Below are 25295 nucleotides of genomic sequence, written 5' to 3'. Positions count from 1 at the left end.
GTTATTTATTCATACAATGACCTATTGAAGATTTCATTCTAAGGTCATATAGAACAAACTGCTGTGATTGTTAGAAAGGATTGGTCGAATGAAGGAAATAACAAAGACTTCTTATTGTAGTATGGCCCTACTATTGATCGCTCTGTTAATCGTCGGGTGTTCCAACGATACAAACGAAGAAGTAACATCAGATCCTTCGGAAAATGTCTCCACTTCCCAATCGGAAGAGATAACAGATGATATAGGAGAAGACGACCAAATCGAGGCAGAAACAAATGAAAATACTTCTGAGGAAACAACAGACAATGCTTCCAATGATACATCTGAAAGTGAAGAAGCTAATCCATTAGCTAACTATTCTTCTGAAGAAATCGAATATGCTAGAGTTTGGTTGCAGCTTGGTGCTATGCAAGATATAGATGAGCTAAATATTGAACATATTCCAGCTGGTACACTACTTAATCCTGATGATGAAACGAGCGCCAGCTACCGAGAGGATGTGATCCAGCTTTCAGGTAGTCGATTAGTAGCTGATTCGGTAACTTACAGTGGTAATAGGGATGGCACAATTAATCTGTACAATGTTCCTTTACGTTGGGATGGTAATTACCCAGCGGGTGAAGAATTCTATGAAGATATTATTGAAAATACAGAACTAGTGTCCATTGATCCTGGTAATGATGAGGAAATTATTGAGCTGATTAATAAAATGAAGTAAGACTTCGTTCAGTGGGAGTTTTGACTCCCACTGATTGTTAGCGAAACTTATCAGGGCGTTAGCGTCCGTTTATCCCCCACTTAGCTTCCTCGTTTTCACTCGAATCTTGAAGTGGGGGTATTACGGACTCATGCACCGTGACAAAATAAAAGGAGACGTCAATTAGCGGAGGTTTTACAGGCCATTTCACAGAGGGGACAACCTATTAGTCAGAAAGGGTCGTTCAACATATGTTGAACGACCTTACTTGTTAATCAACCGTCCCAGACTTTTGCCGGTATGTTCTTGGTGTGACACCAACTATCTTTTTAAATGTTTTAGTAAAATGACTCTGATCATAAAATTGCAGAAGGGTGTATATATCGGTAATACTGGAATCGGTATGCAATAATAACCTCTTGGCTTCTTCAATCTTTTCACGAACAATATACTTACTAATAGGTATTCCTACCTCGTTAGTAAATAGAATGGAGAGATAACTTTCGTGTATATTCACTAATTTCGCTAACTGTTGAAGCGTGATTTTTTCATATAGATGTTGATAAATATACGTTTGACACTTAAGAATAGGTGGAGAGTATTTGCTTCGTCTTGTCTCTTTCACTTTATCAGTAAACGTAAATAAAGCTTTGTTCATCCGTATTAGCACTTCTTTTACCTGTTGCAATTCTTCTAATTCTTGAATAAATAAATCACTGATTGTATAGGCAGTTTCTCCATAAACCCCACCCTCTATAGCAGCTCTTGTAGCAAGCGTAATAACAGAAATAGCTAAATTCTTACTATTACGAAGATGACTTTTCTTCGATAAAACTCCTGCACGTCCATCCGGATTATCAATCAATTCCTTGAGTTTCTCTTTATCACCATCTCTGATAGCTTGCAGCAATACTTTTTCCCAGTGATATGTATTATGAAAGGAAACCTCTTGTCTACTTTTTGACACAAGAATATCAGGATTTTCTTTCAAGCGAAGCTCATCGTCACTAATCACTTCATCCACAATAGCTTCTCGTGAAAGTTTTTTTCGTGTAATCATATACGTCATTAATAATCCTATTTCTTTTAGACGCGCTTTCGGAATAACTGCTAAAGAATCATAATAATAGCTTAATGTGGATAATTGTACCTTCACCTCTAAATCAGTAATCATTCCATGAATAAGTCCTTCTGTTAATGTAAATGGGAGTGTAGGACCTAACAGCCAAACCGCTCCATTTGTATGACCTATTTTCAAAGAAATAAATTGCTCAAAATATGGTGTCGTTTTATATATCGGTTGATAGGTAGAATCATCTTGAAAAGAAAGCTGCTGCATTAATTCCTGCCTATTAGAATAAGCTGGATTCGTCACAACTAGCTGTGGATAAGAAACAACCGCTTTACTGTTAGGCTCAATATATGATACAGGTATACGCAATGCTTGATACAACATACGAGCTATATAATGAATATCTTGATAATACCAGATCTCTTTCATATACCATCCCCCTTATGTAAACGCTTTAAATATAATTGTAATAATACAATAATTATAATTATTATACCAAAAACACAAAATGAATGCGGTTACAATATAATCAATTATAAACAAAGGGGGAAGTAAAATGGGAAGCGTTTATCGCGATGAACAACCAACACTTACTTCAGATAAAACAGTAACTCCAGTAGGTAATAACATTCGTTTTCAAGAGAAGTTTGGCTATGGTTTGGGTGATTTTGCAAGTAATCTTGTTTTTGCAGCTGTTTCCTCGTTTTTGTTATTTTACTACACAGATATCGCTGGCGCATCTGCCGCAATTGTGGGAACAATCCTTTTAGTATCTAGAATATTAGATGGTTTCACCGATATTGGAATGGGAGCATTGGTCGATAAAACAAATACAAAACATGGTAAAGCTCGCCCTTGGCTGATGTGGATGGCAATACCATATGCGATTTCTGCCTTTTTATTATTTACAGTTCCTGATTTTGGACCTGTTGGCATGCTTATTTATATTGCGATTACGTACAATGTTGTACATGTTATTTATACTGCAATTAATATTCCTTATGGTGTGTTGAATGCTCGAATTACACAAGATCAATATGAACGATCTACATTAAATATTTTCCGAATGTTTATGGCGATGGTAGCCAATTTAATTATCTTGAATTTAACGATTCCTCTTGTCGAAATGCTCGGTGGTGGAAAGCAAGGTTGGTCACTAACATTCGCTATTTTTGGTATTTTAGCTGGTATCATTTTTCTTATTACTTTTGCTACTACAAAAGAACGTGTCACAGCCGTACAACAAACAGATGCAACCATTCCTTTTAAATCTGGTTTTCAATCATTAATGAAAAATAAATATTGGGGATTAGCATTATTATTCGCACTCGTAACATATACAGCAAATGGATTGAATGGTGGACTCGGTGTATACTATGCAGACTATATTTTGCAGAACCCTGCACTTGTAGGACCACTTGGCTTAGCAGGACTACTTCCAGCTATGATTGGTTTACTTTTTGTTGCACCAATTATTAAACGATTCGGTAAAAGAAACGCGATGATTGCGGGGATGCTTTTCGGCTTATTGGGAACGGTTGTTATTCTCATTGACCCTGCAAGCTTTACTTTCGTATTAGTAGGATCCGTTATTCGTGGTATCGGTGGAATACCTGTTGCTGCATCCTTTTTCGCAATGCTTGCTGATACAATTGAATATGGAGAATGGAAAACAGGAATTAGAGCGGAAGGACTTGTGTACAGTGCAGGAAGTTTTGGCACAAAAGTTGGAATGGGACTAGGCGCTGCAATTATGGGCTGGTGTTTATCACTCAGTGGCTATGTTGGTGGTGCTGTCGAACAATCAAGCAGCGCAACATCAATGATCATCTTCCTGTTCGTGTGGGTACCTGTTATCTTTACAGTGATTCAATTAATTATCTTAGCCTTTTACAAATTAGATAAAATTTATCCGAAGTTGCTGGAAGAATTGCAAGCGAGAAAAGGAGAATAGGAATGCGGCCCAAAAAGATAGTGAGCTTTTTGGGCTTTTTCATAGTATACGCTTCAGTACCAATCAGCCTAAAAGTTCTGAATTTGAAGGAAGGCTTCAATCAGCAGGAGCTTTACGGACTCATATATCGTGAGCAAAGTTATACTTTTCAAAAGGCGAGATAACGTGAGACTTTAATCAGTGGGAGTTTTTAACTCCCACTGATTGAAGTCTCACTTTATAATATCATGATAAGCAGCTTTTGTAAGCTGGTGATTGGCATTAATAATATACCTTAGAGATGTTTCTAAATATTGTATAGCTGTTTCTTGGTCATCTAATTTTTTTAAGTAATGAATCGCGGAATACACAGTATGTAGAAATTCGGTGATATCTTTTTGGTAAATGTCGCGAAAAAGGAGGAACAAAATATGCAATTGAACATTCCATTTTATTTCTTCTTCATTATACTTTGACACATCGAACAGAAAGTATTCATAATTTGGAACATATTTTTGTATTTGGGCTGGCATTAGGTGATAGCCTTCTAACACCTCACCTAATGAGGAAGCTGTCCAGTCTTGTTGGCCGTGATATATAACAATTGGGAAAATAATTGGTAAGGATGCTGCTTTCGCTTTTTCCTGTTTATATCGCCAAATGGACAGCATATATTCGAGCAATTGCACAGGTATCATTTTATTAATGGTACTTTTATGCTCAAACAGCAGAGAAAGATACGCATTTTTGTTTTGGATTTTCACTTGGAACAACATATCAGAAAAATTTTCACGGAGACTGTCATTAATGAAGCTATCTTTTTGTGGTTCAAGGGTTTCTAAGTCCATGACCATGCTAATAGAAGGTGGAACAAAATGTGTTAGAAAATCTTTCACCACTTCTACATTACTAAAAATGGCTTTGAAATATTTGTCGTGCGGATTGTGTATTTTCAATGGTATCCCTACTCTCATCTTGTCTTGAGATAAAATAGCATGTTCACCAACAATACACAAATGACAAAAATCTAATTTTTACTTATACCAGCTAGGCATAATTTGGTCAAAGTAATCATGGTCAGTTAAAAATCTATCCATTTTCGTTAGTATATTTGCTAAATAAGATGATAGCCAAAAACTTTTTGGACCTTTAGACAAAATTGCTTTATTAACCATTTAGAAATACAAATGACATCGGAGTCATTTAAGTAACACGTTTAAATAATATGATGGCATCAAGTATATTGATGTTCAATTATGATGTTGCACTTACCTTTCATGGTGGGCACAGAAAGCCGAATTGAAGTACCATCTGCTTTTATTTCGTACCGGAATGAACAAGACCCTGTATTTCTTCACAACCATCAAGGTACAAAAATAGAAGTGCCATATATCAATCAATACGCATTACAAACTGGAATCGCTTAGCAAGAGCAGAAAAATTAGCGGCCGAAAAAAGAAGGTTTTACCGACTTTTACACCGTGATAAAGCAAAAGACTGCGCACCTTTCAAGAAAAAATGATCACCTTCAAGCACCAAATGATACTGGAGAAGACATTCCGTGTTCGGAAACATAAAAGGAAAGATTGTTTAAATTCCTGTTATCAAGTATAATATAAATAGAAAGTCATATAATATTAACAACCGTCTGGTGCTGGTACACCAAACGGTTGGCAATAGTAGGCTCCCTGTAAGGGGGTCAGCGCTAATGGGAAATAATCCACTGAGCTGCTAACTCAAGGGTGGATTATTTTTTTGGTTAAATGACAGCACTGCAACAATTAAACTAGCAAACGCCAAAGTAAACATAAGTGTTTCGAAAACCGTCATACAGCACCACCCTCTTTGTATTTATCAAGACCTAAACCGTAAAAAATCATAAAAACTATTGTTTTCTTCCTGTGTTGCTTCACAATCGCGTCCGGTTCTGGAATAAGCCTGATGCTTTTAAAATTCCTATACAATTAAAAGGATATCTTGTTGAAGTCATTCGATATTTTATTTTTTATCTAATGTTGCCATCATATCCCACGATGTTCCATCTATACCGACTTTCACAAACCCACACTTTTCATACAAACGAAGAGCAGGATTGTTGGGATCAACACTTAATGATAATGAAATGAAACCAGAATCCTTAGCTTTCCTTATCATTTCATTAAGAAGTAGAGTTCCTATCCCTTGACCTCTATGTTTTGGTAAAACTGCCATGCTAAGTACTGGAGTGTTTTTATCAATATATCCATATGTTTTATTTGCTTCATCAAATAAACGTGTCCATATTGCTCCAACGGGGTTATCACTTAAATCCGTCGCGATATAGGCTATATCTCCTTGTCTTCCCCAATTGCATAAATATTTTAGTATATTAGGTTGGTTTAAGATCTCCCGTGAAGGTCGCGCTTCTCCTTCTGGAACATAAATTGCTTGATAAAGCATCTCCCATAGAAAATCAATATCTTGTTCCTTTTCTGATCTAATCTTATAATCTGCCAAGCTCACTCCTCCTTCCTTTATTAAAAAGCTCCTTTTTATTAATTAAAAGCGCCCGTTTGCTTTAAAATTACGTATCTCTACTTACTCTAATTTTAAAAGCTCTGCAATAATATCAGAGCTACCAGGCATCAGTAAAACTAATGAAACAACTAGGTAATTAAAAGAATATCATTCTCATATATTTTTAGCTGCTTTAAAATTAAGGTAAATAGCATAACCAACAACTACAAACAAAAATACAATTCCATAACCTATTTTTAAATCCAACCAATACGTAGACAAAAATATTGTTATAGCAATAATAAAAATTAGCTTTAAGCTCGATAGATGATATTTGTTCATTTAGTTTACACCTTCCTACTGCTATATTTGCTTCCGTTTTCCCTAGCATTCACATTAGCTTCTTTGATGCATTTCTAATTCATAACTGTATATAGTGTTTAGTAAGGTCCGTGACTGCGTTTCAAAAGTTCCTATGTTAATAAGTCCAAATTTTCAAGTTCTAATTTTACTGCTTCATATTCAGGATTATCTTTTCATTCTGTTTCTAACTGTTCTTCATTACTCTCATATTGTCTTGAGATAAAATAGCATGTTCACCAACAATACACAAATGACGAAAATCTGATTTTTACTTATACCAACTAGGCATGATTTGGTCAAAGTAATCATGATCAGTTAAAAATCTATCCATTTTCGCAGGCATATTTGGTAAATCATGCGGGATAACATTTATTGTCCATATAACACTTGAGAATACGCACATAGCTAAATAAAGTGAGTACAATTTCCAAAATGCTTCATCAGGATCTCCATTAAAATATCCCTTGATTTGCCCGATGGAAAAAGGAATACTTATTTCACTACTAAAAATGCCGATTTTTAAAAACTCATGGATAGGGTCTCCCCAATCAAATCGTTCAAAATCAATGATGCCCGCAATACTTTTGTCTTGAACAATGATATTGTCAAGATGATAATCATCATGCTGCAACAAATTTGATCGATTTTTCATTAGATGAATGTTTTCATCAATAAAACGGATGAGCTTCTCATCGTTTTTTACTTTCACGCCACACGTTAAATAAGCATTTATATAGTTTTGATGCTTTTCCGCTTTTCTTGTATACCAGGAAGTGATTTGTTCAGGTGCTATAATGCGATGGATCTTTTTTAATTCTCGTCCTGCTTCTACGCCAATTTGAAATTGTTCCTCGCTTGAGTATTTCACAATCTCGTCTTTCGCATCCTCCCCCTCTATATAAGAAGTGATCAGATAACCTTGATTGTCTAGTTCTCCGATCGCAAGCGGAACAGAACATTTGATAGAATCCTTCTGCATTTTTTGTAAAATGGCGTACTCTTCCTTTTTGGCAGGTAATTCCTTGAGGTCGAATAGACGTAGCAATAGTTTTTGAGCTGTGTCAGCCATTTGAACAAGATATTTTCGGTCTAAAGATAATCCTTTATGAATTTGTTTCATCTCTTTGCAGTTCTTGATGTATGGAATTTGTTCGATTAATGGTTTCATTATATCCTCCACGCTTCTTCATAAAATTCGTTAACAATCAGTGGAGGCCTCATTTTATCTAATACTAGTTGCATTGGATGGTAGACGACGAACATCTTGAAGGTATGTTGTCATGTTTTGATCATCCTCTATCGGATAAGAAAAATGAAAATGAGCAGCTACCTCTTTCGCTAAAATTCTAAACAATTCACAAGTTACAAAGATTGACTCCCACATATTTGTATAATCAGAATCAGAGTAAGTGGATTTATACATCTCCCAATACGATGGCGGAAGATACTTTTGAAAATATTTTCCCATTTTGCCTGTGGAGATTTGATAATCATATTTAATCCCAATCCACCATTCAACCATTTTATCCAAAGAAACTCTTGTCGTATGTTCAAACATTAATTTTGCATATGGGAGTTCATCACGCCAAATACCTTTCGCAACGTTTTGAAGACACCACCAGAAATTATTTGTATAACTATCATACTCAGCCTTTGTTGGCATTTGGACATGATAATCCATATCTGTCGGGCTAGCTATTGCAGGTAAAATATTCTCCTTGTCCATTAATGGTAAAGTTAACTTATCTTTTCCGTACTCCTCTAGCATCCTCTCATTTGTTTGAAGACGTAGATCGATGCGATTACCATCTGTAAAAAGCATTAAAAATCCATAAGACATTGCAATTTCGCTATTGTTAGCAAAATCATTTCTGTCTGGCTCTTGCATCATTATTAAATCGCCAAAGTAGCTAATCCAACTCTTATCCTTAATAAATGGACTTACCTCTGTTACAACATACACGATATCATAGTCCTGAAAAATATCTTTAGGAACATGAGGATTTGTTCTTGATCCGTTCATATATACAGCACGAATTCGCGGATCTTCTTTAGCAAAGTGAAGAATCAGTTCCATCATCACTTGTTCATCTCTCATTGTCATCCCCCTATTCATTTTTTAATTATCTGATAATCTGCAAAGTCATCTATCCATCAATATAGTGAAAAGAATAGCGTCTCAAAGTTTAAGATGATTGGATTTGGCTTCATTTTTGTAAATAAAGATACTCTTTTTTACGAGACTAGCATCAAACAACACACATAAAGTGAGACTTCAATCAGTGGGAGTTTTTGACTCCCGCTAATTGTTAGCGAAACTTATCAGGGCGTTAGCGTCCGTTTATCCACCATCTTCGCTTCTTTGTTTTAACTCGAATCTTGAAGTGGGGGTATTACGGACGTTTACACCGTGATAAATAAACGTTTTTAATGAACACTTTATGCTTGCCAAAGCTTTCTCGTTTTTTTCCATTATTGTTTCCATGTTCTCTCCCCATTTTTCTTTATTTTAACATTAAACACCATAAAATTCAGAAAATTCACTTCTTTTCCCCAAAAAATAAAGCACTCTAAATGAGTACTTTACCTTACGATTGTTTAAACGACCATCCTTCCTCTTCCAATGAAGCTCTTAACGGTGGCATTGACGCTGGGCCGATACCATGGATGTTCAAAATTTCTTTTTCTGTATACTGTGAAAGCTTCGCTAATGTATCGATTCCTTCATGGATTAATGCATTTCTTGCAGGGGAACTTAACTTGGATAAAAAGCCACTCTCAGGTTTATTTTCTTTATCACATGTTGGACAACTCTTGCATTCACTGCTTTTATAATATGTATGTCCTTTTTCACAGACTCTCAATGTTTTTTCTACCGCCAAGATAACCCCTCCTTTTTTTCTATTATCCCCACCACATTGCTAACACAAATAAGGACCAAAATGTGGTGAAAAGACCTGTTATCCCAAGAATATAAAGATACGCTATTAATTTATTATTAGTGATTCTTCGTTTTAAATGTTGAATTAAAATAACAATTAATGTACCAACATATAGTACCACCGCAATGATTGTTATCACCGTCAAATAATGGATTGGCCATATTGCGACAATATGATGATTTAAAAAATATGCAATATCTTGGGCAAATACTTCAAGAATAATAACGAAAATCAAACTTATGACTATACTAACATTTATTTTACTCACGGTTTTACTCCTCAACCTTTTTAAAAATAGCTTCCATTTCTGCTCTTTCTACTTCATCTATTAAATTATCATACTTTTCATATAAAAAGCAGATTGTTTCCTTATCATTAGCGATTACTTCACAACCTCTATTATCGTAGATAAAGAAAATAAGATGGTTAGATTGGTTAACAAAAAAGACATCAGGATACTCCAGTCCTGCTTTATTCCTAAACTTCGGTTTCAACGGAAAATCTTCGTTACATGCAGCCTGAATCAATAATCGATAATCTATCTCTGCTTTCTTACACATCAAAGAAAACTGCGACGTGCCATCATCTTTATCAAAGGGGCTCGGCAATGTTTCTTGTTGTATCTTCCGTTTTAATGCTTTCTGCTTTACCTTTCGCTCAAACAAATTCATCTTGCTTGGCATTTTGTCCTTTTTGTGATGATAAGCGTTTACCACGAACATTAATATCATCCTGTTCACTAAATAAATCATCAAAAATAGACAAGCATTGACTGTATACCTTTGTAAAATATGCATGATTGATACTGTCAACAGCATGTAAGGGATGCATCTCGCTTCCTAGTTCAAAATGAAGTTTAACATCCCACTGCATATACAAGCTAGGTGCTAGTACAAGGCCTGGGAAATTAGTGTTTATGTATTCTGTTGCGTTCATTGGATACTTTCTGCTCTCTTTTTAAGAGTAAAATTAAGAATCAACCAGACAACCTGAATAATAAATGGTATAACAAACAAAAGTCCAAAAAGAATAGAACTAAAAATGGCTAGTTCTGGTGTTTGTGCAACACCCGCAGCATCTACATCCCTAAACATTAGAAAACCTACACCCATAGCAAAAATAATCGCCCAGAATAAATTTGCCACCCACCAAAAAATCCACCGCTTTTTCATTTTATCAACCTTCCCTTTGTATTTATCCATTCATTCGGATATTTACCTATATAATCCACATAACATTATTTTAACATATAATGGAATTACATTACCAATTATATAGAAAAGGGGCATCTTCTCCACGAGATGCCCTTCTCTCTTTGTATTCACTTCGCATTTTTATAATAAAGCAAATGGTCTGTCCAATCATCATTTTCATATAAAAAAGCTTTCCGAACACATTCAAATTCCATACCTACTCTTTCTGCTAGCTTCACCGAGAGAGAATTGTCTAAATTGATATGTGCTTCTAAACGATGAAAACCTAACTTATGAAACGCTATGTTCATGACTGCCTGCACCGCTTCTTTACCATAACCATTTCCCCAATACTGATTATGAACAAAATATCCGATTAAGCCCCATTGAAATTCCTCTCTTAATACGGTTGAAATATCTACCATACCTAGATGCACACCATCTTCTTTTCAAAAGACACTAAATATATACATCTCATCTTGCTTTGCTAATCTTTGGTGTTTATCTACTAATTGATGAAACCATTCCACTGTAGAATCTCGCATATTTATTTTGCCCTTATCGTAAGGATGCTGTGCCGGATAACGTTGTTCAAATGCGTGAAGCCAATTGTAATAATCGCTTTTTTCTAATGGCTTAATTACTAATCTTTCTGTTTCTGCACTGTACTTAAATTTTTCCTCACTTACTATCAACGTGACATCTCCTCTGTATAAGATTTTTTCTAACAACTACTTTGTTACTCTCATTTTGTTTATACATCATAAGACATCACCCCTTTCATATTCTATCATCCTACCAACATGTTTCTTATGTAATTTTGTCTCCATATTATAAACTTCTATTTTCTTTTCAATTGTTGTTTTCCCTGAGCGACTTAAATTATCTAAAAAAGCAATTGCCTTAAAAACATGCGACTATCCATATTAGACAACCACATCAAATAGTTACTTCACATCAATTAACAAACGACCAATTTCCCACTTTTCAATAAAGATAATTACTTAATATCCACTATTTCTCTTAACAATTCTGTACCTTTATCAGGTATATTATAGCCGATATTTTCGTGACCAATATACATCACTCTGCTTTCTTCACCTATATCCCCTAATACAATATGTAACCCATGCGTTTCACCATTTTCATAACGTATTAGCACATCATAATCAGGCTTTTCGTTAGTCACATCAACTTTTTGTTTTTTAGCTCTTGCGCTTTTTAGAACGTTCTCAAACTTCGCTATAAGTGTATCTCTATCTATTGTGGTAAAGTAATTTTCATTGATTCCCCCATATCCATCAGAATCAGATATGGAAATGGTGGAAATGTTATCTAACAGTGTTATATTTTCCTCTTGAGATTGACATGCAAACAAAAAAAGCATACAAACAGACAACGAAAATAATAAAAGAACTTTTTTCACACGTATCTCTCCTTCCCCAATTAGGCAGTTTTGAATATATCTCAACAAAAAACGAAAATACTTAATCCCAGATTTTAGGTCTCTCAATACCCATCGTTCTCATATAATCTAACAATTGACCTGTGTGAACAGATTCATGATAGGCAATACGTAAAAGCATATCTCCAAGTGTTCGAACATATCCTACATCTGATCGGTCTATTTTAATGTTTTCTAAATCACTAGGAGTAATTGTTTCTATGTAACGAATAAATTGTTCACGATATGATTGAGCAAATGACAAATCATCTTCTACTGTGGTAAATTTCTTTCTATCATAAGGATTAGGCAAGTCTGTTAAACCTCCACTACCCTTTCTGATGAGAATTTGATGATAAAGATATTCACCTTCTAATATATGTCTAATCATCTCGGCACAAGTCATTGCCTCTTGATCAGGCTTCCAATCTAGCATCTCGCTCGGTATTGCTTTCCATACTTTTATACTCCGTCGTCTAATTTCTTCAAAATTTAGAATAATTAATTCATTCTGATTCATTTTGTATCCCCTCCACGTATGTACGAACACTCACTTCATTATCATTTCACACTTGGAAAAACCACTTTTATTCTCAGATAATCTCTTCAAATCTCATTATCTACTCCTGTTATACTATCAAATGAAAAAGCATTATTTGGTAACCAATTGAAATTTTAATAAGTTTAACATAATAGGGGATATTTTCAACATAATGGATATGAAAATGCAACATAACTACTTGTTAATTATATAATTAACATTCCAATGCAAATAATGTTAAAGCATGTTACATTCGGAATGTACCAAACAAAATAGTATAGAGAGAAAGAATTGTTTGTTCTATATTACACAACAAAAATAGAAGAACAAGTTTATAATACAGATAAACTTGTTCTTCCTTTATTCAAACTCCAGCAATTAGTCATTTATAATGTCAATAATTTTATGTCGAGCATTTTCCGCTTCTGGAATTGGCATAATGACAAACACATGATTCATTTTGGGATAGACAAAAGTGTTGATTGCAATGCCTTGCTCTGTTAATTTCTCATCTAGCTTGATCGCATCTGGATATAAGCTTTCATGTGTCCCAATGAAATGCGTGATTTTTGCTATACCTTTAAAATCACCATAAATCGGACTGATGATTGGGTCACTAGCATCCTTATCATCTGCCCACATTTCTGTAATTACTTTCATTCCTGCGCCAGCTAACATTGGATCTTTTGCTTCATACTCAGGTATGAGTGGATTGTCCAATCCCATATCGACACAAGCAGATAATAAAATTATATCTTTCGGCTGTGGCACATCTTTCATTTTTAACAGATGGGCTAGTCCTAACGCAATATTACCTCCTGCTGAATCTCCCATAACCGTTAATAATGCAGGACTTTCGATTGTTTCCAGTATTTCTTTATATAATTCAAGCATTTTCGGATACGTATCCTTGTAGCTAAATTGTGGTACTTTCGGATAAATAGGTGCAATAATTTTTGCATTTAATGACTGAGCAAGCTTATCCATGAACACCCAATGCGAGTTAACTGGTTGATTCGTCCAAGCACCACCATGTATATAAAGAATAACTTTTTGTTTAGCAGATTGTTGGTCATTTAATGTAAAGACTTGCATCTCCTCAAAAAGCTCTTCCGTTTTAGTGCTTGAAAGAGTCACATCCTCACCAATTGCATAAGGTTTACTATTTTCTACTCTTCTATGTTCTAAAAAATTTTTCGTATTGTCTGGATTAGCAAATAACTCTTTATTACTTTGAGCAGCTAGGTATTTTTCTAATTGCACACTTTCTTCAGAACGTTCTCCGTCAAAAATTTCTACACTCATTCTTGAACTCTCCTTTTTAACGTATTATTGCTCATCATGGTTCCTCACTCGAAATGATTGCATATAATCCTGTATCTCTTGATCCGACGTTTCTAACAAGTTAGCAAGCAGATTTCTCATTTCACGAAGCCTGTTTATTCTATCTTCAATCTCTTCCATCTTATTATGGACAATTGTTTTTAACTTAGTAGGATCCAACTCATTTCGGAGCATTTCCATGATTTCGCGAATTTCCTTTAACGAATACCCTAATGATTTCGCATCTTGAATGAACTTGAGCTTGATCAAATAATCTTCTGTATACATTCGATAACCATTCGGACTTCGTTTTGGAGAAGGTAAAATATGTTGATCTTCATAGTAACGAATAGTAGCAGTGCTTACCCCTGTTTTGTTGGATAATTCACCTCTTGTCATTAACGTCATCTGTATTCTCCTTTTTCTATATACGTTACTATATTCATATTATAAAGGTTGAACTATACTTCAAGGTCAAGGGAAAGGTATTTTAAGGGAATGAAGTGAAGCCGAAGCCTCTATTACTCCAATGTGGACACAACTTTTGCTTGATAAAGTGAGACTTCAATCAGTGGGAGTTTTTGACTCCCACTGATTGTTAGCGAAACTTATCAGGGAGTTAGCTTCCGTTTATCCCCCACTTAGCTTCTTTGTTTTAACTCGAATCTTGAAGTGGGGGGGATTACGGACTCATGCACCGTGATAAAACGCAACACTTTTTCCAGTTAAGTGCTTCCCTTTCTTATGTGAAAGTGTGTATGATAGTATTAACGATCGTGTAATAACTGTTTGTCTTTGGCGTTTCGATGCTCACGAAAAATGTCTATATACTAAAAATAATACCCACTAACGGGGCAGTTTAATGGGAGGAGTGTTTTCCAATGCAGAGAAATTATTGGAATTTAACTTTCGGTATTGTTTGGACTATCATTTTTTCAGGGATGAGCTTTTATTGGGCAATGGGTGGCTTAGTTGGCGTTAGATCTTTGGGAGGTTCTATATATGAAATGTCCCTAAATCCTTCCCCCTCGTTCCTCGTGATTATTTGGCTCACCGGTTTTATTAAATTACTCGGCTTAATATTGTTATTAACCCTTCTTATTGAATGGAAGCAACCGATAACAATCAAAACTCTTTATTACGTGGTGAAAATTGTAGGGACCTTATTGTTTTTATATGGACTCCTTAATTTTGTCACTATTACATTAAGTACGTTAAATATTTTAAATTTCGATTTAGATTTATATGCAACTTTTTGGAGGTTAATTTTCTGGGAACCTTTTTGGATGATTGGTGGAGTTTTTTACTTTTTTTCCATAAAAAAGATTGAGCAGCGATAAAGGTTGAACTATACTTCAAGGTCAAGTGAAAGATATTTTAAGGGAATGAAGGGAAGCATCTATTACTCTAATGAAAATTCATAACCAACATAATTGAATTGGCGTTTAAATCCAACGTTTTCAGCAACTGCAATAGAAGGCTTATTTACCTCCGTACAATCCCAATATGGTATCATCCCTTTATCCAAACATTCTTTTACAAACATATGTGCAAGCTTTTGAGCTAGTTTTTTCCTCTGGTGTTCTGCTAATGTTTCAATATCAATACAGTGAACATTATCCGCGACAAAGCCTGATATACAAACACTAACAATGGTATGTTCATATACCAAAACATAGCCAATTCCTTTATTCAGGAAGCTTTCTATGGAAGACCAAGACTCTAATATTCTGTTTTCTAGAAAGGGAAAGTTATGATATTTATCTTTATTTTCATCATAAAATGATTGACTTATTTTATGGACGGAGTATTCCTGTTCAATAATTGGTTCAGTGTGTTGATTATAATCAGCTTCTTCAAGTACGTAAACTCTTTGATTCCAACTACCTAAATGACGATGTTGAAATATTTTTTCAATACTTTTATTCCAGTTAGGGTGATTACCCATAACTTCGAACCATTTAAGACCTATCTTTTGTGCTTCAGGTACTATAACTTTATCTACAAACTCATTTAACTCCCTATTAAATTCGTTATTTTCTTCATTACCAATAAATAAAAAACCATCATTATTACCTAACCATATTAAGCCAGAATTCGGATAATCTCTATTATCGACAAAAATACGAGCCGGATTAATTCCTCCAACAACCGCTTTCACTTCTATTTGTCCTTGACTATTGATTAGATGTTTACACTTAGAAAATTCATCTTTATTTAATTCAGTAATCATCAAATCCTCTCCCCCTCCACTAATTTTCATCATAATAGGCATATTCGATTTGTTAAGTCTTTATAAGAAAACTGTGCTCACTCTCCAATATAGCGCTTACCTCTTCTTAAATATCGGACTCAATTCACTCCAAACATCAAATTTATTACCATTCAAGTCATAGAAGACAAAATTCCTTCCAGAATGTCCTCTATTTTCAATTTCTCCAACTCTCACTTGTTTGCTTATAAAATCCTTATGTATCGTTTCTAAGGCGCTTAATCCATTGACTTCAAATGTTAAGGAAAAATGTTCTTCACCGTGAATAGTATAAAAATTGGAGCTTTGATTTTCCTTTGATTTTACAAGGAATATACTTTGATTTGCAAAGTTAAGTATTGCTTTATCTCCATCCTTATAATTCAATTCAGCGCCCAACTTATCCACATACCAATTGGAAGATCATTCTACATTTGAAACGGGAATATAGGTTGTCCCAACTCTTAATAATTTTTCAGTCAATGATTTCTCCTCCTTATAAGTTGTTTGCGGAAAATTCTGTAATATTAGTTTATCATTAGCAACTCATATTGAGAATAGGAAAGGTTAAAATCATCTTGTTAACTAACCGATCTGTTATTCTTTCGATAACTGTTTTGACGTAAGGATGGAAACTAACTATAACAATGTCCAGCATAATCACTTTGATAATGTTACTTTCTATGAGAACTCTTTAAGAAGATATTAAAAACACATAAACATTTTTCTACCTCAATTATTGAGCGTATTCATTAGTTGGAAGAAGTACTCAGGTTTTTGGGTCTTGTTTAGGTTATACCATGCTTCTAGTGTATCTAGTTCTACTACATCTAGTGTTTTCAGTACTTCCATCGCAAATTCCAATGGACCGACTCCTGAGGCCGTAATCAAATTAGCATCTGTTACTACAGGTTCAAACACATAATGTTCTTCCCCTTTATAATGAGGACAGACCATTTCCAAATATTCTAAGCTGTTACTTGTATGCTTTCTATAATCTAAATAGCCCATATTTGCAAGTGCCTCTGTAGCACCACAAATCGCAGCAACAATAGTGCCTAACTGTAAAGCTTCATCCATTCTTTTCAAAATAGGTTGATGAATAGCTTCTCTCCAAGTGTTTCCTCCAGGTAAAATAAAAAGGTCCTTACTATTAAACGTACATTCCTCAAGGGAAATATCAGGTTTTATGTTCAGTCCCCCCATCGTCGTAATAATTTCTTTATTAACCCCAACTGTGATCACTTTTAAAGGCGCTAGGTCCTTTTTAAAATATCTTCCTGAGTTTAATTCAGCAATTAAATACCCATATTCCCAGTCTGACATCGTATTAAATACATAAATATATGCTTGTTTTGTTTGCATTCCCAAAACACTCCTTTGACGATTGATACAGACAAGTATAATACAACTCCACTGACAGCTAACGTCAGGGGAGTTGTATTATACTTGATGAAATGCTAATAATTCTGTCAGAACTTCTATAAGTCTCTCCTTAAAACTTATTGGCTCTATAACTTGTATAGACTTACCATAAGGTAAAAATAAATAAGGTACATATGTATCTATCATGTTTTTTTCCAGTAGAAAGGCTGCTTGATTTTTAGTTCGTTCTTGTAAATAATGGCCTAAAAACCAATGTTGGCTAATATCATCCAGTGCCTTAGTATGACCAGTAATAACGAGGGAAATGATTTCTTGCTTATCTTCTATTACTGGTAGGAGGTTTTCCAAGAAAAAGTCCCGTGCTGAAAAATCTTCTGGTCTGTTAAATGTATCTTCTGTTAGCAGGAGACTTTCCATCCGATCTACTCTAAAACTACGGATACTATTTCTAAGATGGCAATATCCTATGACATACCACCTATTATTCCAATAAATCATTTTGTACGGATCGATCACTCTATACGTTGAGTGTCCCTCTGCACTATTAGGATACAACATGTTTATTGAGTTTCCTTTCACAATGGCCTGTTCCATTTCCTTCAAGTTAGATTCCATAGAAGTGGAACTTAATCGATTGATTACTTCCAGGCTAGTTAAATATTGATTTCTCCTTATTTCCTGTGCTTGATTTGCATGCTTACTTAGCTTTGAAATAGCCCTTTTTAATTCTTCACCTCCATAATAGCCAGCTTCCTCTGCAAACACAGCAGCATGTAATAAAGAAGTCTGCTCCTCATCATCGAAAAATAGAGGAGCTTCTATAAAATTGTTCAGTAAAGTATATCCACCATTATGTCCTGGTTCTGCTATGATAGGTACACCACTTGTTGAAAGTGTATCTATATAACGATACACAGTCCTAATATTCATCTCTAGTTTTTCAGAGATTTGCTTTGCAGTTATTTTATTACCTGAACGTAGCATCCATAAGATTGCTAGTACATTGTCCATTTTTGGCATATTATTTAACCTCTATCTTTCATTGTCTTAATGATCAATCTATAATTCCCTAATTATTTTTGCAGGATTACCACCAACAACCACATTGTCTGGTACATTTTTCGTTACAACAGAACCAGAAGCAATTACTACATTATCACCAATTGTTATACCGGGATTAATTACAGCTCTTCCTCCAATCCATACATTATCTCCAATTGTAACTGATTTTGTATATTCTATTTCTGTTATACGTTCTACTGCATCAACAGGATGAGTATTGGTATAAATATGTACACCAGGTGCTACCATGCAGTTTTTACCAATTATGACTTTACCACCATCTAAAATAGTACAATCAAAGTTAGCGTAAAAGTTTTCTCCTACATGAATGTTGTATCCATAGTCTCAACGAAAAGTCGATTTGATATAAATTCTTTCTCCTGTGGAGCCTAATAACTCTTTTAATATGGCTTTACGTTTTTCTTCCTCTGTTTCACTTGTATCATTAAAGGAGCGAACTAAAGCCCTTGCATTTGCTCTGTCTCTAGTCAATTCTTTGTCTCCTGGGTTATAAAGGTCTCCTCTTATCATCTTCTCTTTTTCTGTTAACATGTTCATTCCCGACCTTTCAATTAGTTTGCTTTTGATTAAAGAACTTTCGTTTCCCCCATGTCTTGATTAGAGGGTGGATTATTTTTATTTCGAATATATAAAAATAGCTTATTTAACAAAATCAGTAAAAAACCTAGAATGACATAAACAAAGGAAAAAACAATAATAGACAATACAACATTTGAGTAACTACCAACACCGAAAGGTATTTCTCCATGAGGATTCAAGAAAAAATAGGGATAAAAACCATCAAACAAACCTCTAAATAGCGATACAACACTGTAAAGCACAGGATATAGTATCCAATATAATATAAACATATAACGGTAATTTTTCTTTGTTTCGAACATTATCCAGTTAATAAATATACAGATAGGAATAACATAATGAAGCGTAAGATTCGTGACAATCCGAATTCCAGCGTATTCTCCACCACTTGAGAGAAAGAAATGATAAGTAAGTAGAGTTACAGCCATATAAATAATCGAGCAATTTTTCAAATAATCTAAAACAGGGTTCAGATTCTTTCTTGTTAAAATTGTAAAACTACTGATAAAAAAGGTGATAGCAACCAAAAGATTAGAATGAATGGTGAACTTTGTTGTAGAAATCAATGGTTCTGGGGAGTAGCAAATATGTAAGATAACGCTCACAAAACTTATTAACGAGATCAATATATGAAAAACTAATTTTAATTTCATCATTATTTTTTTCCATTCTCCTCTTAGCTAATTTTTACTTGCTTCTTTCCTGTTCTCTTTTTTCTACAAATAATAATATTAATGTTGCTATCGGCCCTAATACAAGGGAAAGTAAAAACCAGTTTAGCCCTGTTCTATTCTTCCCTTGTGCAATTCCAGCATTGATTAGTGCAAGTGTCCCCCATCCGACAAAATATTGATTATCCATTAGCTATCCTCCTTTCGCACCAGAGATATAATAAAACGACTACTATCCAACCCATTTTAACATTAAATCCCAACTTTTTCTTTCTAAATAATCCTTTTATAATCAACTAATAAAAAATACCGCATATTTTTATGCGGTATTTCCCATCTGTTCATATTTCATTAAAATATACTTAAATCCCACTGCTTAGCTATATGTCGCAGCAACTTAATCCCGGCAATACTATTCCCTTGTTTATCCAACGCTGGACCATAAACCCCGATCCCACATCCTTCTAAGAAAGGGAGGTTTTCATTTCGCGTTCTTGGTGGGGCAACAGCAATAATTCCGCCTGACACACCACTTTTTGCTGGTATTCCGACATATGCAGCAAACTTCCCTGAAGCATCATACATTCCACAAGTGAGCATCAACGCCTTCGCCAAACGAGCTACCTGCTTTGGAATAATTTCTTGGTCCGAATCGGTATCCTTACCGTCATTTGCTAATATCGTTCCTAATCGAGCCAAATCTTTAATACAAACCTCAATCGAACATTGCTTAAAGTATGTTTCTAACGTCAAATCCAGCTCCGATTCTAAACTACCGATTTCAACTAAATAGTATCCAATCGCTCGATTTCGAATCGATGTTTCCTTTTCCGATTCAAATACTTCCTGATTCAATCGTGGCCGATATCCTAAAATAGTTTCCATCAATTGAAAAATCGGCTCCAACTTCTCATCAGATGTTTTTCCATTTAAAAGTGATGTTACCGTAATAGCACCAGCATTGACAAAAGGATTAAACGGCTTCTTCAGTTGTTTCACTTCGAGGTGCATAATCGAGTTAAACGCTGCCCCTGTTGGCTCAACATCCACCCGGTCCAACACATAAGAAACCCCTCTTTCCATGCACGCCACAATAAAAGTAAAGACCTTCGAAATACTTTGAATCGTAAAAGGAATATCCACATTGCCTGACTCAATCGTGAAACCATCAACCCCAGTAATCGAAATGCCTAAATGCTCCTTGTTAGACTGTGTTAACAATGGTATGTAAGAAGCAAGTTCCCCTTCTTTCGTATGCTTCGAATAAAATTTGACCCAGTCATCAACATATCCTTGTAACCAATCTTTATTCAATTCAATATTTTGATTATTAACACCTTGTACCAACTCAAACCACCTCACTAAGAAGTAGTTTGTGTATATCCTTGTGAAAGTTGCATGTGGGGAGAAAATAATTCAATTATCCATGAAGCTGACAAAAAATCAACATGATTAACCAAAAAATAGCACCTCTCTCATGGACTTTGTTATAATACCGATAAAGTTTGTTTAGTAGAGAGGAGGTAAAAAATGGAGGCAAAAGATGTTACCAGCACATTAATCATTATTGCAATCATTTATTTTTTATATAAAAAGGGGATTACAAAGCAGATCAAATTTCCTACAATACATAACAAGCTTGTACTGAAGCGTGACATGAATCGTAAACTTTCTATGTCCTACAAAACATATAACGGAGTCGAAAACTATCTATTTTTTATGAAACAAGCTAAATCCTATACGTTAAAGTATGATGTGAAAGTAAAAGCAGGCTCACTCATTTTAATATGTAAGAAAGGTAAAGATGTTTTATTCGAGAAAAAGTTCACACAGGATGAACAGGGAGCGATTTCTTTTACTGCAGAACATAAGCGTTATAACTTACTCGTAATTGGAAACTACACAAAAGGGGGTTGTTATGTCGAATTTATCCCACACTCAAATGAAGTTATTAATGAATAGTTATGCACGATGAGCTCACTAGTAAGGCTAGTTGTGTATACCCTTGTGGTGAGGGAATGATGAAGGCATGATGATTGACCAGAGCGACTTCTTGTTCAGCATTTAGGTCACTCATTAGCCTTATGAGTGACCGAAAACCTCTTCCTTCATCATTTGGGTCACTCATAATATCATTAATCAAAATGCCAGAAATTTTAATTTAGTCTATCTGCAAAATTTCTTTAATGTCGTCCTCGGTCAGGGCTGCATTCTCGTTGGTTTCGATCATTTCTTCAATCAAATCACGTTTTTTCTCCTGCAGCTCATTCATTTTTTCTTCAATGGTACCGCGGGCAACCAGCTTGACTACTTCTACCGTTTTGGTCTGTCCCATTCTGTGTGCGCGGTCGGCTGCCTGTTCTTCAACTGCTGGGTTCCACCAGAGATCATATAAAATAACGGTATCTGCGCCTGTTAGGTTAAGACCTGTGCCACCTGCCTTCAATGAAATCAGAAATAGGTCTCGTTCTCCTGTGTTAAATCGATCACATAATGCCACTCGTTCCTCTGACGGTGTTTGTCCATCCAAATAAAAAAAGGAGCGTCCTTTAATTGCTAGTTCATTTCCAATCAACTTCAACATTTTCGTAAACTGTGAGAAAATGATTACTCTTCTGCCAGCTAGCCGAGACTCTTCGATGATCTGCTTTAGCTGTTCAAATTTTGCCGAGCTACCTTTATATCCATCCACGAACAAGGAGGGGTGACAGCAAATTTGTCGTAGTCGCGTCAATCCTGCTAGAATTTTAATCCGGTTCTTTTGAAGTGTATCTTTATCCAAGTGCTTCAGTGTGTCTTCTTTTAATTTTGCGAGATAGGCTGCATATAATTTCTTTTGTTTTGGAAGCAACTCTAATGATTCAATCGACTCTATTTTTTCTGGGAGCTCTGCTAGTACATCTTCTTTCCGTCTTCGAAGCAAAAATGGCCTGATTCTATTGGAAATCTTTTTCCTTGTTAGATTACTGTACTCTTTTAATCCAAGAAATAATTCTGGGAATACAACATGGAAAATGGACCACAATTCTTCCAATGAATTCTCAACAGGTGTTCCAGTAAGAGCAAATCGGTGATCGGCTTGCACTTTTTTCACTGTTTTTGCTGTTTGTGTGTAAGGATTCTTAAATGCTTGTGCTTCATCAAAAAAGACGGTATGAAATGACTGTTTCTCGTACCACCCCTTATCTTGTCGTAATAACGGATAGGAAGTGATGAGAACATCTTGATCCATTGCCTGCTGTTGTAATTTGGTTCGTTCTTTTTTCTTTCCATCTACAATAGTCGCTTTTATTTCTGGACTATAGGTATTTATTTCACTTAACCAGTTGTACGTTAAGGATGATGGACAAACAACAAGAACTGGCAGCTTTCTTTCACGGATATGCGGAAGTTCTGACATAATAAATGCAATACTCTGCAATGTTTTCCCTAGCCCCATATCATCGGCCAAAATTCCGCCAAATCCATACTCAGCAATAGTTTTCATCCAGCGATAACCTTGTTGCTGATAATCCCGCAAAGTAGGAAGCAAACTCTCTGGCACTTCATATGCCATTTCTGCTGGATTTTCAATTTTTCTTAGAAAGTGGCGGAAGGATTCCTCTATCGTCAATGTCTCATCATCCACAACATCTAATAGTCTTAATCCTTGCACAAATGGAACCTGGACGCCACTTTCAAGATCTTGGTCTTGAACAGATTCTGCATCCAAGAAGCGTTTGATTTCTTCAAATTCTCTTGTCTCTAATGACAGAAGTGTTCCATTACGTAGACGATAATATTTTCTTTTTTCCTCTAATGCACGTAATAGTTCACGAATATGCTTTTCGTGAATACCTTCCATTTCGAATTTGAATTCCAACCAGTTGGTTCGTTCTCTTTTCATTGCTACTCTTATCTTAGGACGGGCATTCTCTTTAAAAATTCGATTGCGTACAGCTGTTGTAGCATAGATTTGGACAAGTGGTTCTAGTTTTGGCATAACATGGTGCAAGAATTCATATTCTAGTTCTTCATTATGCAAGAAATAGCCACCCTCTGTTTGGGCAAACGAGCTTTCATCCATCAACTGCAGTATCTCTTTTTCCTTCTCTTCATCTCTGATAAGGGAAGGAGTAGAGATTTCACGCTCCTCTAAGGGATTGATCAAGATATGGTCATAATGAAATTCCAATCCTGCAAGTAAGCGATTTTTGACTCGATCAAGATATAACTTCGCCACTAATGGTGTCTTATCGAACTGCTCCTTTAGTGCTCTTGATAGGCGTACAACTCCTAAATTCCGCAATCCCGGCACTACTTTTTCCATAAAATAATCGAGCTGCTCTTGCGGAATGGGGATTTGATTCGTTCCCGAAGCATCAAGCAATTGTTTCAAATTAGTGAGTTGCTCTATTTGTTCCACAGCCATTTTTATGATTTTTCCATCATATAAAACAAATTGATAGGAAGTCAGCACCTTTAATTGGTTAAATCCATGTATCTTTAGATGATAATCAGTTCCTTCTGTGTCTAAAAATTGAAACAGCAAAGGAAGCCGTTGTTCTGATAATTGTAGGGTATCATATGTGTGCCCATCATATTCTAGCTTCACCAGTGGTGCTTTTGTCAGTAAGGTGATGAACCGGTCACTAGAAGATGGTGGAATGAGTAAGGTATCACCAATAGCCTCATCATGATTCACTTGTATAAGTTGCCGTAGAACAGCATCTGTTTCTACTGGAAAACAATGAAGTTCTGGATCGTAAGTAAAGGATTTCGATAAGGTGATAGGTGTCCCTTCTTTTATTTTTTTCAAAAAATCGTGGATATTTTCCACTCTGATCGGACCAATATTCACTTGTATGCCGAACATGTACTGATCCATATTGACAGGAATAGGTTTACATGTGAAGACTAAATGAAGGACTTGGCGATTGTCAAAATGTTCCTGCTGACTGCTTGAACGAATAGGCTGCTCGGCAAAAATCGTTTTCAACCCTTCTGTTAGTTCATATTTATTCGAGGTTTTCGCCTCTACAATTGGCACACTTCCTTGTCGTTGGTGTTCATAAATAGCTAACAAAACTGCCGCAATATGCTGACAGTCGTGCGTAAATGAAGGCAATGTCGTACACGTACATGCTGTCTCGATTTCGCCATCCGCATCATTGATCGTAACATGGAATTTCTCTGTTCCATCGACGGTTGCCTCACAGCTATCAGAACTATATTGATGAAAGGTTACTTTATTTGTTTGATAATAGGCCGCCCCTCTTTTAAAGGAGACATTCCCACACATATCTTTAATGATTTTATGATTTAACTTAATATCCATGCCC

At 35.4% G+C, this 25295-nt stretch carries 29 protein-coding genes and 2 pseudogenes; 5 read left to right on the top strand and 26 right to left on the bottom strand.

The window, feature by feature from the left end; translation table 11 throughout:
- Positions 1-88 precede the first annotated feature (88 nt).
- Positions 89-718 carry a hypothetical protein gene (locus SH601_RS14630; protein WP_319959084.1) on the top strand — a complete coding sequence of 210 codons (630 nt, stop codon included), beginning with the start codon at positions 89-91 and terminating at the stop codon, positions 716-718.
- Positions 719-968: 250 nt separating this feature from the next.
- Here the strand turns inward: SH601_RS14630 and SH601_RS14625 are convergent, their stop codons facing one another.
- Positions 969-2198 carry a helix-turn-helix domain-containing protein gene (locus SH601_RS14625; RefSeq protein ID WP_319959083.1) on the bottom strand — a complete coding sequence of 410 codons (1230 nt, stop codon included), beginning with the start codon at positions 2196-2198 and terminating at the stop codon, positions 969-971.
- 127 nt (positions 2199-2325) lie between these two features.
- On the opposite strand from SH601_RS14625, the gene SH601_RS14620 reads away from it, so the two are divergent.
- Positions 2326-3723 carry an MFS transporter gene (locus SH601_RS14620; protein WP_319959082.1) on the top strand — a complete coding sequence of 466 codons (1398 nt, stop codon included), beginning with the start codon at positions 2326-2328 and terminating at the stop codon, positions 3721-3723.
- Positions 3724-3935: 212 nt separating this feature from the next.
- Here the strand turns inward: SH601_RS14620 and SH601_RS14615 are convergent, their stop codons facing one another.
- Complete coding sequence (locus tag SH601_RS14615; RefSeq protein ID WP_319959081.1) at positions 3936-4658, bottom strand: Rpn family recombination-promoting nuclease/putative transposase; 723 nt, start codon at positions 4656-4658, stop codon at positions 3936-3938.
- A 300-nt stretch (positions 4659-4958) separates the two neighbouring features.
- Between SH601_RS14615 and SH601_RS14610 the strand changes: the two genes are divergently transcribed.
- Positions 4959-5129 (top strand): hypothetical protein, encoded by a 171-nt coding sequence (locus SH601_RS14610; RefSeq protein ID WP_319959080.1) that lies wholly within the window; start codon positions 4959-4961, stop codon positions 5127-5129.
- 304 nt (positions 5130-5433) lie between these two features.
- Here SH601_RS14610 and SH601_RS17670 read toward each other — a convergent pair whose 3' ends face one another.
- The 15 genes from SH601_RS17670 to SH601_RS14540 all read right to left on the bottom strand — a co-directional run bounded on the left by SH601_RS17670 (position 5434) and on the right by SH601_RS14540 (position 14412).
- Positions 5434-5532, bottom strand: a complete 99-nt coding sequence (locus SH601_RS17670; protein ID WP_413775135.1) for a putative holin-like toxin — start codon at positions 5530-5532, stop codon at positions 5434-5436.
- Between the two features lie 168 nt (positions 5533-5700).
- On the bottom strand, positions 5701-6204 hold the full coding sequence (locus SH601_RS14605; protein WP_413775134.1) for a GNAT family N-acetyltransferase: 504 nt from the start codon (positions 6202-6204) through the stop codon (positions 5701-5703).
- Positions 6205-6829: 625 nt separating this feature from the next.
- Entirely contained in the window at positions 6830-7729 is a 900-nt protein-coding gene (locus SH601_RS14600) for an aminoglycoside phosphotransferase family protein (RefSeq protein ID WP_319959078.1), read from the bottom strand.
- A 54-nt stretch (positions 7730-7783) separates the two neighbouring features.
- Entirely contained in the window at positions 7784-8659 is an 876-nt protein-coding gene (locus tag SH601_RS14595) for an aminoglycoside 6-adenylyltransferase (RefSeq protein ID WP_319959077.1), read from the bottom strand.
- Between the two features lie 490 nt (positions 8660-9149).
- Positions 9150-9443 (bottom strand): RNA polymerase alpha subunit C-terminal domain-containing protein, encoded by a 294-nt coding sequence (locus tag SH601_RS14590; RefSeq protein WP_319959076.1) that lies wholly within the window; start codon positions 9441-9443, stop codon positions 9150-9152.
- A gap of 22 nt (positions 9444-9465) precedes the next feature.
- Positions 9466-9771, bottom strand: coding sequence for a hypothetical protein (locus tag SH601_RS14585; RefSeq protein WP_319959075.1), 306 nt, complete (start codon positions 9769-9771; stop codon positions 9466-9468).
- Between the two features lie 4 nt (positions 9772-9775).
- Entirely contained in the window at positions 9776-10225 is a 450-nt protein-coding gene (locus SH601_RS14580; RefSeq protein WP_319959074.1) for a DUF3885 domain-containing protein, read from the bottom strand.
- Entirely contained in the window at positions 10161-10439 is a 279-nt protein-coding gene (locus tag SH601_RS14575) for a DUF3885 domain-containing protein (RefSeq protein WP_319959073.1), read from the bottom strand. Before SH601_RS14575 ends, SH601_RS14580 begins: the two co-directional genes overlap by 65 nt.
- Entirely contained in the window at positions 10436-10675 is a 240-nt protein-coding gene (locus SH601_RS14570; RefSeq protein ID WP_319959072.1) for a DUF3923 family protein, read from the bottom strand. The genes SH601_RS14575 and SH601_RS14570 overlap by 4 nt, the downstream gene beginning before the upstream one ends.
- 149 nt (positions 10676-10824) lie before the next feature.
- A complete protein-coding gene (locus SH601_RS14565; protein WP_319959071.1) occupies positions 10825-11133 on the bottom strand; it encodes a GNAT family N-acetyltransferase in 309 nt (102 codons plus the stop codon).
- 12 nt (positions 11134-11145) lie between these two features.
- Positions 11146-11391, bottom strand: a complete 246-nt coding sequence (locus tag SH601_RS14560; protein ID WP_319959070.1) for a GNAT family N-acetyltransferase — start codon at positions 11389-11391, stop codon at positions 11146-11148.
- 305 nt (positions 11392-11696) lie between these two features.
- The gene (locus tag SH601_RS14555; RefSeq protein ID WP_319959069.1) at positions 11697-12122 is read right to left on the bottom strand and encodes a YhfM domain-containing protein; all 426 of its coding nucleotides are present in this window, start codon (positions 12120-12122) and stop codon (positions 11697-11699) included.
- A gap of 61 nt (positions 12123-12183) precedes the next feature.
- Positions 12184-12660 (bottom strand): DinB family protein, encoded by a 477-nt coding sequence (locus SH601_RS14550; RefSeq protein WP_319959068.1) that lies wholly within the window; start codon positions 12658-12660, stop codon positions 12184-12186.
- 399 nt (positions 12661-13059) lie between these two features.
- Positions 13060-13986 (bottom strand): alpha/beta hydrolase, encoded by a 927-nt coding sequence (locus SH601_RS14545; RefSeq protein ID WP_319959067.1) that lies wholly within the window; start codon positions 13984-13986, stop codon positions 13060-13062.
- A gap of 24 nt (positions 13987-14010) precedes the next feature.
- On the bottom strand, positions 14011-14412 hold the full coding sequence (locus SH601_RS14540) for a MerR family transcriptional regulator (protein ID WP_319959066.1): 402 nt from the start codon (positions 14410-14412) through the stop codon (positions 14011-14013).
- A gap of 473 nt (positions 14413-14885) precedes the next feature.
- On the opposite strand from SH601_RS14540, the gene SH601_RS14535 reads away from it, so the two are divergent.
- Positions 14886-15344, top strand: coding sequence for a DUF3995 domain-containing protein (locus SH601_RS14535; protein ID WP_319959065.1), 459 nt, complete (start codon positions 14886-14888; stop codon positions 15342-15344).
- 62 nt (positions 15345-15406) lie between these two features.
- Here the strand turns inward: SH601_RS14535 and SH601_RS14530 are convergent, their stop codons facing one another.
- From SH601_RS14530 to SH601_RS14495, 8 genes and pseudogenes are all read right to left on the bottom strand, one after another.
- Entirely contained in the window at positions 15407-16237 is an 831-nt protein-coding gene (locus tag SH601_RS14530; RefSeq protein ID WP_319959064.1) for a GNAT family N-acetyltransferase, read from the bottom strand.
- 96 nt (positions 16238-16333) lie between these two features.
- Positions 16334-16738: pseudogene (locus SH601_RS14525) on the bottom strand (VOC family protein).
- Between the two features lie 249 nt (positions 16739-16987).
- On the bottom strand, positions 16988-17620 hold the full coding sequence (locus tag SH601_RS14520; protein WP_319959063.1) for a type 1 glutamine amidotransferase family protein: 633 nt from the start codon (positions 17618-17620) through the stop codon (positions 16988-16990).
- 78 nt (positions 17621-17698) lie between these two features.
- The gene (locus SH601_RS14515) at positions 17699-18661 is read right to left on the bottom strand and encodes a helix-turn-helix transcriptional regulator (protein WP_319959062.1); all 963 of its coding nucleotides are present in this window, start codon (positions 18659-18661) and stop codon (positions 17699-17701) included.
- Between the two features lie 39 nt (positions 18662-18700).
- Positions 18701-19255 (bottom strand): annotated as a pseudogene (locus SH601_RS14510) (sugar O-acetyltransferase).
- Between the two features lie 35 nt (positions 19256-19290).
- Complete coding sequence (locus tag SH601_RS14505; protein WP_319959061.1) at positions 19291-19959, bottom strand: Pr6Pr family membrane protein; 669 nt, start codon at positions 19957-19959, stop codon at positions 19291-19293.
- 31 nt (positions 19960-19990) lie between these two features.
- Positions 19991-20164 (bottom strand): hypothetical protein, encoded by a 174-nt coding sequence (locus SH601_RS14500; protein ID WP_319959060.1) that lies wholly within the window; start codon positions 20162-20164, stop codon positions 19991-19993.
- A gap of 161 nt (positions 20165-20325) precedes the next feature.
- Complete coding sequence (locus SH601_RS14495) at positions 20326-21321, bottom strand: glutaminase (RefSeq protein WP_319959058.1); 996 nt, start codon at positions 21319-21321, stop codon at positions 20326-20328.
- A gap of 183 nt (positions 21322-21504) precedes the next feature.
- Between SH601_RS14495 and SH601_RS14490 the strand changes: the two genes are divergently transcribed.
- On the top strand, positions 21505-21936 hold the full coding sequence (locus SH601_RS14490; RefSeq protein ID WP_319959057.1) for a hypothetical protein: 432 nt from the start codon (positions 21505-21507) through the stop codon (positions 21934-21936).
- A 199-nt stretch (positions 21937-22135) separates the two neighbouring features.
- Here SH601_RS14490 and SH601_RS14485 read toward each other — a convergent pair whose 3' ends face one another.
- Positions 22136-25291, bottom strand: a complete 3156-nt coding sequence (locus tag SH601_RS14485) for a DEAD/DEAH box helicase (protein WP_319959056.1) — start codon at positions 25289-25291, stop codon at positions 22136-22138.
- Positions 25292-25295 lie beyond the last annotated feature (4 nt).

The sequence above is a fragment of the Gracilibacillus pellucidus genome, assembly GCF_033949965.1.
Lineage (GTDB): Bacteria > Bacillota > Bacilli > Bacillales > Amphibacillaceae > Gracilibacillus > Gracilibacillus pellucidus.
The sequence above is the reverse complement of the archived record's forward strand: the minus strand, read 5'-3'. Positions and strand labels throughout refer to the sequence as shown.